Below are 1233 nucleotides of genomic sequence, written 5' to 3' on the forward strand. Positions count from 1 at the left end.
CCCCCCCGCCGGTGGGGAGGAAGCCCTCCGGCCCCTGCGGTCCCGGTCAGGGGACCCAGGGCCCCACTAGTCCCAGTCCAGGCCGCCGCCGGTCTGGTACTCGATGACGCGGGTCTCGAAGAAGTTCTTCTCCTTCTGGAGGTCCATCATCTCGCTCATCCACGGGAACGGGTTCTCCGTCTCACCGAAGATGGGCGCCAGGCCGATCTGCTCGGCGCGGCGGTCGGTGATGAAGTGCATGTACTTCTCGCACAGCTCCGCGTTGAGGCCGAGCACGCCGCGCGGCATGGTCTCGCGACCGTAGGCCACCTCCAGCTCGCAGGCCTCGGTGAGCATCTGCCGGACCTCGGCCTGGAACTCCTCGCTCCACAGGTGCGGGTTCTCGATCTTGATCTGGTTGATCACGTCGATGCCGAAGTTCAGGTGGATCGACTCGTCGCGCAGGATGTACTGGTACTGCTCGGCGATGCCGACCATCTTGTTGCGGCGGCCCAGCGACAGGATCTGCGCGAAGCCGGTGTAGAACCACATGCCCTCGAAGATCACGTAGAAGGCCACGAGGTCGCGCAGGAAGGCCTGGTCGGCCTCCGGGGTGCCCGTGCGGAACTCGGGGTTCTCCAGGTTCTGCGTGTACTTGAGCGCCCAGGCGTCCTTGGCGGTGATCGAGGGGACCTCGCGGTACATGTTGAAGAGCTCGCCCTCGTCCAGGCCGAGGCTCTCGCAGATGTACTGGAAGGTGTGGGTGTGCACCGCCTCCTCGAAGGCCTGGCGCAGCAGGTACTGGCGGCACTCGGGGTTGGTGAGCTGCCGGTACACGGCCAGCACGATGTTGTTGGCCACCAGCGACTCGGCGGTGGCGAAGAAGCCGAGGTTGCGCTTGAGCATGAGGCGCTCGTCCTCGGTCAGCCCGTCCCTGGACTTCCACAGCGCGATGTCGGCCTGCATGGCGACCTCGGTGGGCATCCAGTGGTTGTTGCAGCCCGCGAGGTACTTCTCCCACGCCCACGTGTACTTGAGGGGGAGCAGCTGGTTGACGTCGGCGCGGGCGTTGATCATCGCCTTGTCGTCGACGTTGACGCGCTCGGCGTCGCGCTCGATCTCACCGAGGCCGCTGGTGGCGCTCGCGCTGTTCTCGGAAACTGCGGTCATGCTGGGGTTTTTTCCGTTCTCCGGACGTACCGGAAGAGTCGTGGCTGGGTGAAGGGGACGGACGCCTCCGCGGCCCGGGGCCCG

Annotated in this window: 1 protein-coding gene; it reads right to left on the reverse strand. The window is 66.2% G+C overall.

Annotated elements, in window-relative coordinates:
- Window positions 1–66: 66 nt before the first annotated feature.
- Window positions 67–1149, reverse strand: a complete 1083-nt coding sequence (locus DQW06_RS24055) for a ribonucleotide-diphosphate reductase subunit beta (protein WP_013155602.1) — start codon at window positions 1147–1149, stop codon at window positions 67–69.
- Window positions 1150–1233 lie beyond the last annotated feature (84 nt).

The organism is Nocardiopsis sp. TNDT3 (assembly GCF_003427465.1).
Lineage (GTDB): Bacteria > Actinomycetota > Actinomycetes > Streptosporangiales > Streptosporangiaceae > Nocardiopsis > Nocardiopsis dassonvillei.

Bases quoted from the DNA above. Each gene is read 5' to 3' on its own strand.
- DQW06_RS24055 (WP_013155602.1), bottom strand. From the start codon at position 1,149: ATGACCGCAGTTTCCGAGAACAGCGCGAGCGCCACCAGCGGCCTCGGT.